The sequence below is a fragment of the Streptomyces sp. NPDC002044 genome (genome assembly GCF_040296725.1).
GTDB classification, from domain to species: domain Bacteria; phylum Actinomycetota; class Actinomycetes; order Streptomycetales; family Streptomycetaceae; genus Streptomyces; species Streptomyces antarcticus.
On record NZ_JBEOXU010000065.1, the window covers coordinates 25,265 to 34,930 of the forward strand.

Below are 9,666 nucleotides of genomic sequence, written 5' to 3' on the forward strand. Positions count from 1 at the left end.
ATGGCGAATCCGACGACGGACCCCGGGGGCGCCGCGGACTTCCGGCCGACGCACGTCGTGCCGCAGGACGGGCTGCCCGCCTGGGAGACCCCGGACGAGTCGCGGCCCACGGCGCCACTGGACCCCTTCCTTCCGGTCCGGCTGCTGTCCCGGCGGGCCGAGTGGGGGGAGATCCTCTGCGCCAACGGCTGGTCCGCCTGGGTGGACGGGCGGCTCCTGGTCGCCGTACCGCAGCCGCCGCCCACGACCGGCGGCCGGCCGCCCGGCCGCGCCGAGGACCCGCGGCCGCTGCTCGCGCGCGGCGCCGACGCGCTGGACCGCTACCGGCGGGCCGTCGACGGGCTGGCCGCCGGGCGGGCGGACGGGGAGGGCTTCCGGGCCTCCGTACGCGGGCTGCGCGCCGGGATCGTCATCGACGGGGAGGCGGTCTGGCTGTACGACGAGGCCGCCGGGCGCTGGCTGTACGGGGACGGCACCCGCCTGGCGACCTACGCGGTCGTGGCGGGACCGGGTGTTCCACCGGAAGCTGATGCGGAGGCGGACGCCGAGGTGGCTCCGGGAGGGACGCCGGGGCACGAGCCCACCCGTGTCGTCGACGCCCCCGGCGGCCGGCCCGGCGCCGCCGGGGAAGGCGGCGGGCGGTGACGGGCCCGGAGCGGGGCCGCGCCGCGGATCGGGTCGAAGTTCCGGACGCGGAGCCGGTCGCCGGGCGCCCGTCGGACCTGCGCGGGAGGCTGATCGCCGGATACCGGGTGGAGGACGAGATCGGCCGTGGCGGGATGGCGGTCGTCTACCGGGCGCGGGACCTGCGGCTGGACCGGACGGTGGCGTTGAAGCTGCTCGCCCCCGAACTCGCGCGGAACGACACCTTCCGGCTGCGCTTCGCCCACGAGTCGAAGGTGGCCGCGGCCATCGACCACCCGCACATCGTGCCGGTCTTCGAGGCGGGGGAGACGGACGGCCTGCTGTACATCGCGATGCGGTACGTCGCCGGGCAGGACCTGCGGGCCCTGCTCGACCGGACCGGGCCGCTGCCGGTGGGGACCGCGGCCCGGATCGCCGGCCAGGTGGCCTCCGCGCTGGACGCGGCGCACGCCCACGACCTGGTCCACCGGGACGTCAAGCCGGGGAACGTCCTGGTCGCGGCGGGCACGGACAGCGACCACCCCGAGCACGTCTACCTCACGGACTTCGGGCTGACGAAGAAGTCGCTCTCCCTGACCGGCTTCACGAGCGTCGGGCAGTTCGTGGGGACGCTGGACTACGTCGCGCCGGAGCAGATCTCGGGGAAGCCGGTGGACGGCCGCTGCGACGTCTACAGCCTGGGGTGCGTGGTCTACGAGATGCTGGTGGGCGGGCCGCCCTTCCGGCGGGACGACGACATGGCCCTGCTCTGGGCCCACCAGTACGATCCGCCGCCACCGCCGACCTCCCGGCGGCCGGACCTGCCGGCGGCGCTGGACGAGGTGCTGGCGAAAGCGCTGGCCAAGTCGCCGGAGGACCGGTGGGGCAGTTGCCTGGAGTTCACCGGGGCTCTGCGTCGGGCGGGTGCCGGTGCCCCCCGGCCGCCGAGGTTCACCGACGGCTCCCCGTCCGGTCCGCCCCCGCCTCCGCCGCACTGGGCGGGGCCCGTGTTCCACGGCGGGCCCTGAGCGAACGCCCCGACCGGCGGCGGGGCGGTGGCCCGCGTACTCCGGCTGCTACCGCCCGGCCCCGGAAGGCGGGTCGACGCGGCCCCGCCGGTGCAGCGGGCGGGCCAGCAGGGCGCCGAGGAAGCCCGCCACCGCTCCCCAGAGGAGGGCGAGGCCCACCGTGCGGCCCAGAAGGGCGGTGAGTTCGACCCGGCCGCCGAGCCCGTCCACGTCGCCGATGCCGAGCAGGGACAGCCCGAACCGGGCCCGAACCCCGGCCAGCAGGCACACCGCGAGCGTCGCCAGCGCCAGGGCCACGCCGAGGTGCAGGGCGTGCTGCCAGGGCCGGACGCGCGCGGGAGACCGTACGGCCGTCAGTACGCCCGCACCCAGCAGCAGGACGGCGGCGACCACCACCAGCCACCAGGCCCGGGAGTCCCGCTCCGCGAGCGAGGCGACGTCCACCGTGGACAGGTCGGGGCCGCGCAGGACCTGGTCCAGCGACTGCGGCACGGGGAGCCCGAACGGCCCCTCCACGTTGCCCTGCCAGGCGCCGCCGAAGCCCAGGGTGAGCGCGATCCAGACCAGGTTGGGCAGGCCGAGCAGGACCACGGCCAGGGTCCGCCCGGGATGGCCTTGGGTCGCGGCGACGACCAGTCCGACGACGATGCCGAGGACGACGTACGCGAGCAGCAGCGCCACCGTGGCGAACGCGGCGGGCCGCACCGCGGTGTGGAAGCGGACCAGCCCGGCCGGCAGCGGCGCGCGGCGGGAGACCAGCAGGCAGACCAGCAACAGCCCCAGGATCCAGAGCAGTCCGAACAGGAGCGTGGCGGGAACGGCCGCACGGAACCCCACCGTCGGTGCGGAGCCGAGGAGTTCACCGATCTCGCCGACGGGCGAGTCGCCGGTGGAGATCCCGAAGTCCTGGCGGGCCAGGAGCGCGCAGCCGGTCAGTGCGAGGAGCCACAGCACCACCAACGGAAGCGCCCGCCCCGCCAGTTCGCGGGGCCCGGCCACGGCCCGGTTGTGCAGGGGGCGCAGGAAGCAGAAGCCGGCCGTGAGGGCTCCGGCCAGGCTCACCGAGAGCGGCAGCACGGCCAGGCTCGCGTCCGCGCCCGCGAGGAGACCCGCCCCGCCCGACACCTCGACCGACCCGCCGGCGGCCATCACGACGACGGCGGCGACCACGCGGGGGAACGCGCCCCCCGGCAGGTCACCGGCGCCGGCGCAGGCCAGTCCGGCCGCGCCGACCACCGTCATCACCGCGAAGCCGGCGATGACGGCGACGAGCGCGTCGCGCCACGCCCTCGTGGAGGAACCCCCGGTCGGTGTCGCCCTCGGCGTACGGCTCACCTTGCAACCGTAGGCACCGCCCTGCGCGGGCACCACCTGAACGGCCCACCCGATCGCGCGGCGCGCCGACGGATGCCCGGATACTGCGAGGAACGCACCCGTAGGGGTGGGTCTGCGGGCGGAGCGTCCAGCCGGGACCGGGAACTTCTGCGTACGGAGGGCATCCGTGACCACGCAACCTTCGGGCATACCGCCGTCCGGCCGTCCTGCGGGCCCCCCGTCCGGGCCGCTCTCGGGCGGTCGGCAGGGCCCGCCGCCGCAGGGGCCGGGCGGTCCGCCCGGCCCCGTTCCTCCGGGCGGTTCCGGTCCCTCCGGGCCGCCCCCGGGCGGGCAGTCTCCCGGCGGGCGGCCTCCCGGAAGGCCCTGGTGGCGGTCCGGGCCCCGGCTGGCGGCCGGGCTGGTGGCGGTGGCCGCGGCCGTGGCGCTCATCGTGGTGCTGACCCGGCCCAGTGGTACGCCGACCACCGGCGGCGAGGTCTTCCTCCAGCCGGCGGGGTCCGTGGGGCAGGACCCGTTCACGGAGTCCACCGCGAGGGCCCCGGGCGCCGAGGAACCCCAGCCGACGCCCACGGGCCCCGTGCCCACCACCGGCACCACCGCCACCCGCTCCGTCAGCGGCGCCCAGCCCGGCCTGTACGGCGGGACCCAGGACCTGGCCAGCTGCGACGTCGAGAAGCAGGTACGGGTGCTGGTGGCGGAGCCGGCCAAGAACAGCGCGTTCGCCGAGGCCCTGGGCATCCGCCCCGCGGCCGTCCCGGACTACCTGCGCTCCCTGACACCGGTCCGGCTGCGTCTGGACACGCGGGTCACGAACCACGGGTACAAGGACGGCCGCGCCACCCCCTACCAGGCCGTTCTCCAGGCCGGGACGGCCGTGCTGGTGGACGACCGAGGGGTGCCCCGGGTGCGGTGCGCGTGCGGGAACCCGCTGGGGGAGCCGGTGGCCCTGAAACCCGGCTCGAAGAGGTACGGGCAGCCGTGGAGCGCGTACCACCCGCAGAACGTGGTGGTGATCGCGCCCTCGGTGAAGATCGTCAACAAGATCGTGATCTACGACCACGAGAACCGGCGCTGGTACGAGCGCGACCGGGGCGCGAAGCCGGATCCCGACCAGCGCGTCGAACCGCCGGTGGTACCGAAGCCGCCGGTGACGACGGCTCCGCCGTCCCGCCCGCCGTCCGACACGGGCCCGCCCACGGATACGGGTACGGGTACGCCCACGGACACGGGCACGCCGACCGGCACGGACGCCCCGACCGGCCCGTCCTCCGACGCGGACACCGGCAGCCCGACGGACACGGGAACGCCCACGGAGAGCGAGTCGGACACCGACAGGCAGCGGGACGCGGGAACTCCCACCGACCCGGGAACACCGGCGGACTCCGGCACTCCGACGGATCAGGGAAGCTCCGCGGACTCCGGCACCCCGACGGACACCGGCACCCCCACGGACTCCGGGACCTCCACGGACTCCGGCACCCCCACGGACACCGGTACTGCCCCGGCCCCGCCCGCCCGGTAGGCGAAGCCCGGTCCCTTCGGAACGGGTGGCGGCGGGCCGGGTGGCAGGATGGCCGGGGCCAGGGGGCCGGGGCGGCGGCTCAGGTGCGGCAGAACTTCGCGAAGGCGCTCTGGGCGCCGGCGAGGAAGCCCTGTTCGAACGCGGCTTCGACGGCCGCGTCCTGGGCGGTGAGTCCGGGCTTCTTGTGCGGCTTGGGCTTGCTGTCGCAGTCTTCCTGCGCCGCCTGTTTGCCGGCCTTGACGCCCGCGCTGAATCCCTGTTGGCGGGCCTCCCGCACGCTCTTGCTGTTCGTGGCCTTGTCGGACCCGACGGCCTTGCACTTCACCACCGGGCCCTTCTGCTGCTGGACGAGGTACTCGCCGGGTGGCAGGCCGGTCCGGACGAAGAACCCGGGCGGGGCCACCCCGTCGAGGTTTCCGATGCCGATGAAGCCGCCGTCGTCACCGCGCAGGCCGGCTCCGCCGGTGCCGATGAAGTCCACGCCGGTCACGGTCACGGTCACACCGTCGTCCGACGGTTTGACCGTGCAGCTGCCGGCCGGGACGGCCGCCGGGGCCTGCGCCACGGCGACCGGCCCGAGGGCGACGCACGAGACGAGGAACGGAGACAGAACGGCCAGCCGGGTACGGGAGTTCATGACGCTACGGCCCCTTCCGGCTCAGGTGCGGCAGAACTTCGCGAAGGCGCTCTGGGCGCCGGCGAGGAAGCCCTGTTCGAACGCGGCTTCGACGGCCGCGTCCTGGGCGGTGAGTCCGGGCTTCTTGTGCGGCTTGGGCTTGCTGTTGCAGTCCTCCTGCGCCGCCAGCTTGCCCGCCTTGACGCCCTCGCTGAAGCCCTGCTGGCGGGCCTTGCGGATGGCGTTCTTGTCCGTCTCCTTCTGCGCGCTGTCCGCCTTGAGCACCTGGCAGTTCCTGAAGCCGCCGCTGTCGGGCAGGACCGTGAAGTCGGTGCTCTTCTGGAAGCGCACCAGGGAGAACGTCCCGTCGGGCTTGACCGGCAGGGTGTCGGTGCCCTCACCGCCGTCGATCTTCAGACCCACCTTCGGGTCCCAGCCGGACCCGCTGATGGTGATGCTCAGTCCGTTGTCGGCGGGTTTCACGGTGCAGGTGCCGATGGCGGGCGCCGCGGTCGCCGCCGGAGCCAGGGCGACCAGGCTTCCGGCGAAGAACGAGCAGGCGACCAGAGAAGTGACCGTGGTGCGGCGGCAGTGCCGGTTCATGGTGGTGTTCCTCCCTCGCGATGCTGCGGAGGGGGAGAGGCGAGGAGACGACCGTTGAGGGCGACCGCGCTCACGCGCGGTGTCGCGACGGGCGCACCGCGGCCTGCGGAGCGTCCCGCCCGGCGCAGCCGGACCACGCTCCGGGACTCTCCCTCCGGCCACCGCACGGGGGCGGCGGTCTGGATGACTCGGACGGCGCCCGTCCCGTCCATCGTCCCCCGTCCCGGGCGGAGTGTCGACCGGGCAGCGGGCGGTCAGGTGCGCGGGACGGCCGTCACGGTGTGCGTACCCGCGTTGTTGCCCGGGTCCGGGTCACCGGCCGCGGTGATGGTGGCGTGGATGGCCCCGGGACCGCTCCTGGTGACCGTGGCGAGCAACGGGATCTGGTTCTTGGCGCCCTTCGCCAGGGTGCCGCCGGTGCAGCGGTAGCCGGTGGTGCCGGTCGCCGAGCACTGGAAGCCGTTGAAGGTGCCGGACTCCGGGGGACGCCGGACCGACAGCGAACCGGAAGCCTGGACCTGGATGACGACGTCCTTCGCGTCGGCACCGGAGTTGGAGTAGCCGACCCAGTAGTTGCGGTTCGTTCCCGCCGGCGGGCTGTCCTCGCCGGTGATGGCTCCGATGGAGACGTCGGACGGGGCGTTGGCGGACCCGGCCGGTTCGGAGCACACCTCGTTCGACTGGTACTTCGAGCCGAAGTCGCTGATGACCCCGTCGCCGCCCTTGGTGCCGCTCTCCACCACCGCGCAGTAGGCGACGCCGGGTCTGATGCCGGCGTTCACCGTCTTGACGACGGTCCGGTTCACGCTGGGGACTTCGCCGGCCAGCCCGATGCGCCGGACCTCACCCGCGCCGCCCTGCGGGCGCAGGACGAGGACGTGGGAATCGTCGTCGGCGTCGGTGTCCCGGAAGGTGACCGTGACGTCAGGAGCGTCCAACCGCACGCTCACCAATTGCGCGGAGTGGGCGGGCGTGGCGAGACCGACGGCCAGTCCGCAGGCCAGACCGGTCCCGACCGACGCCCGGTACATCCACCGGAGGCGTCCCTTGCCTGTCATGGGAATCCCCGTTCTCAGCGGGAATGGGATGGTTCCAGCCTCCCCTCGTGCGGGGACCACGGCAAATCGCCGGTGAGCCGGTGGCCGCCCTCCCCTCGCCCCGGCGGCCCCGCGCTCCGCTGGGACACCGGGGGGAGGGAGTGAGACCCTTGCTCCATGGGCCGAAGGGGAGAGAACCCCGAAGTCGGCTGGCCCGCGCGGCCGGACACGAGCCTGGCGCTCAACCGCATGGGTACGTTCGACTGGGACCTCGACAGCGGTCGGATGCATCTGGACCCGACCGCCCTCGAGGTGCTCGATCTGCGCCCGGACGAGTTCCCCGGCACCCCCGCCGGGCTGGGCCTGCGGATCCCGCCCGCCGAGGCGGCCCGGCTCGACGCCCGGGTCGCGCAGGCGCTGAAGGACGGCCGCAGCCACTACGGCGCCTACGTCCGCAGCCGCCGCCGCGACGGCTCCCCGGCCTGGACCCATCTGCAGGGCCACGTCCTGCGGGAGCGCGACGGCCGGCCGTACCGCGTGATCGGGATACTCCGCGACGCCGCCCACGACCCGGGCGAGCCCGGAGCCGCCGGCGAGCGGGACGAGGGACGGCGGCGCATGACGGGGGTCGTCGAGCGCACCACCGCCATCCTCGCCCACGCCCGCACCGTCAACGACGTGACCGACACCCTCAAGGACCCGGAGGCCCTCGGGCACCTCGGCGCGGTCAGCGTGATGCTCGGCGTCGTCGACGGCGGCCGGATCCACCTGGTCGCGGAGGGACAGCTCGGTTCGTACGTGCCCGAGATCGAGTACACCCGGATCGACGCGCGGTTCCCGATGAGCGAGGCCGTACGGACCATGCAGCCGGTGGTGCTCGGCTCGCGGGAGGAGTTCCAGCGGCGCTACCCGCAGCTCTGGCCGTACATCGAGCCGCTGGCCGTCCGCAGCGGGGTATACCTGCCGCTGATCGCGCAGGGACGTCCCATCGGCGCCCTCGGGCTCCTCTACACGCGGGACGGCGACTTCACCGCCGAGGAGCGGAACCTGCTGATGGCCCTCGGCAGCGGCATCGCGCAGAGCCTGCAGCGCGCGATCCTCTTCGAGCAGGAGCACGACCTCGCCGAAGGGCTCCAGCGCGCCATGCTGCCGCGCCGGATCCCGGACGTGCCGGGCGCGCGGATCGCCGTACGGTACCGGTCCGCCCGGATGGGACGGGACGTCGGCGGCGACTGGTACGACGTCATCCCGCTCGGCGAGGGCCGCGTCGGCGTGATGATCGGCGACGTGGAGGGGCACGACACGGACGCGGCCGCCGTCATGGGCCAGCTGCGGATCGTCCTGCGCGCCTACATCACCGAGGGGCACACCCCCGGCGCCGCGATGGAACGGGCCTCGGCCTTCCTGCGCGACCTGGAGACGGAACGGTTCGCCACCTGTACGTACGCCGAGGTGGACCTGAACACCGGCCTGCTCGGCATGGTCCGCGCCGGGCACCTCGACCCGGTCGTGCGGCGCGGCGACGGGAGCTGCCATCGCGTCCAGGTGGCCGGCGGCCTCCCCCTTGGCCTGCCGAGAGAGGACGGAGCACCAGCAGAGGGGCCGGTGACCGGCTCCGGATACCCCGTCACCAGTCTCGAACTCCACCCCGGAGACACCCTGTTGCTCTGCACCGACGGCCTGATCGAACGGCCCGGCAGCGACGCCGACACCGGTATGCGGGAGTTCATGGACGCCGTCGGCCAGGGCCCGGCCGACGTGGAGGAACTCGCCGACGCGCTCTGCGACCTGGTCGGGGACGCGGGCGGCGGCGACGACATGGCCCTGCTCGTGCTGCGCCGCCGCGGCACCCCCGACGCACGCGGCGGCGGCCCGCTGCGCCACCGCCTGGACCCCGGAGACACGGACGCTCCCACGGCGGTCCGGCACCTGATCCGGGCCGCGGTGGCCGCCTGGGGCGCCGGGGAGCGGGCCGACGAGATCGAGCTGGCCGCCGACGAGCTGATGACCAACGCCCTCGTCCACACCGACGGCGGCGCCCAGGTGGGGCTGCGGCTGACGGCGCAGGGACGCGTGCGGTTCGAGGTCGAGGACACCAGCAGCGCCTTGCCGCGGCCGCGCGAGGCGGGGGACTGGGAGGAGTCGGGGCGCGGACTGCTCCTGGTGGACCGTCTCGCGGACGCCTGGGGCGTGGAGCCCCGGGGCGGCGGGAAACGGGTGTGGTGCGAGTTCGACCTCGCCGGCCCGGAAGCGGCCCCGTAGGCCGCCGCGTCGGCGCGCGGCGCGGTGAGCGGGCCCGGCCTGGCCCGCTGCGACGCCCGGGAGTGCCGGGGACGGTGAAGTCGTAGCGGGGGGGGGGGCGGACGGTGCGTCAGGCGTTGCGGCGGCGCGGGGCTTTTGCCGCCGACGCTTGGGCGGCGTGGCCACCGGGCCGGCGGTCACCGGAGACGGCACCCGCTGATCCGCGGGGCGGTGACGCGCACATGCCCGGCCCGGCGTCCGCGTCCCGGCGGTCCGGTGCGCGCCCGAACGGCTGAACGCGCGGGTCCGCGCCCGGTGCCTGGGGTCCGGCCCGGGCCCGGGGGGCGATCCTGCCCGGGTGCCGATCCCGCGCCCGCTGCCGCCCGTGCTCGCCCTGCTCCTCGCTCTGCTCCTCGCCGTGGCCCTCGCCGCGCCCGCGCGCGCCGCCGGCCGGGACGGCGACGGTGTCGAGACCGCCCGGACCAGCCGCCAAGTGGCCCCCGGTGTACGGCTGGAGTCGTACGACCGGCTCGAGGCCGACCGCTGGCTGCGGATCGACGAGCTCGTCGTCGACCTCGGGGGGAGCGCCGGCGTACGGGCCGAGTACCTGGGCGGCGCCCGCGCCGCCACCGTCGCGGACGCCGCCCCCCCGCCCCGGGC

The 9,666-nt window shown here is 75.1% G+C and carries 9 protein-coding genes; 5 read left to right on the forward strand and 4 right to left on the reverse strand.

What is annotated here, in order from left to right:
- Together ABT106_RS17885 and ABT106_RS17890 are read left to right on the forward strand one after the other, a co-directional pair.
- Positions 1-645: a hypothetical protein gene (locus ABT106_RS17885; RefSeq protein WP_351278108.1), complete on the forward strand. Its 645-nt coding sequence runs from the start codon at positions 1-3 to the stop codon at positions 643-645.
- Positions 642-1,652, forward strand: a complete 1,011-nt coding sequence (locus tag ABT106_RS17890) for a serine/threonine-protein kinase (protein ID WP_502979410.1) — start codon at positions 642-644, stop codon at positions 1,650-1,652. Before ABT106_RS17885 ends, ABT106_RS17890 begins: the two co-directional genes overlap by 4 nt.
- Positions 1,653-1,700: 48 nt before the next feature.
- Here ABT106_RS17890 and ABT106_RS17895 read toward each other — a convergent pair whose 3' ends face one another.
- Complete coding sequence (locus tag ABT106_RS17895) at positions 1,701-2,987, reverse strand: streptophobe family protein (protein WP_351278111.1); 1,287 nt, start codon at positions 2,985-2,987, stop codon at positions 1,701-1,703.
- A gap of 166 nt (positions 2,988-3,153) precedes the next feature.
- On the opposite strand from ABT106_RS17895, the gene ABT106_RS17900 reads away from it, so the two are divergent.
- Complete coding sequence (locus ABT106_RS17900; RefSeq protein WP_502979411.1) at positions 3,154-4,509, forward strand: DUF6777 domain-containing protein; 1,356 nt, start codon at positions 3,154-3,156, stop codon at positions 4,507-4,509.
- A gap of 79 nt (positions 4,510-4,588) precedes the next feature.
- Here ABT106_RS17900 and ABT106_RS17905 read toward each other — a convergent pair whose 3' ends face one another.
- From ABT106_RS17905 to ABT106_RS17915, 3 genes are all read right to left on the reverse strand, one after another.
- Positions 4,589-5,146, reverse strand: a complete 558-nt coding sequence (locus tag ABT106_RS17905; RefSeq protein WP_351278117.1) for a hypothetical protein — start codon at positions 5,144-5,146, stop codon at positions 4,589-4,591.
- Positions 5,147-5,167: 21 nt separating this feature from the next.
- Positions 5,168-5,728, reverse strand: a complete 561-nt coding sequence (locus tag ABT106_RS17910; RefSeq protein ID WP_351278120.1) for a hypothetical protein — start codon at positions 5,726-5,728, stop codon at positions 5,168-5,170.
- A gap of 254 nt (positions 5,729-5,982) precedes the next feature.
- A complete protein-coding gene (locus ABT106_RS17915) occupies positions 5,983-6,786 on the reverse strand; it encodes a hypothetical protein (protein ID WP_351278123.1) in 804 nt (267 codons plus the stop codon).
- Between the two features lie 156 nt (positions 6,787-6,942).
- On the opposite strand from ABT106_RS17915, the gene ABT106_RS17920 reads away from it, so the two are divergent.
- Both ABT106_RS17920 and ABT106_RS17925 read left to right on the forward strand, forming a co-directional pair.
- Positions 6,943-9,027 (forward strand): SpoIIE family protein phosphatase, encoded by a 2,085-nt coding sequence (locus tag ABT106_RS17920; RefSeq protein ID WP_351278125.1) that lies wholly within the window; start codon positions 6,943-6,945, stop codon positions 9,025-9,027.
- Between the two features lie 337 nt (positions 9,028-9,364).
- The coding region (locus tag ABT106_RS17925; RefSeq protein ID WP_502979412.1) for a hypothetical protein at positions 9,365-9,666 on the forward strand (302 nt) is incomplete at its 3' end.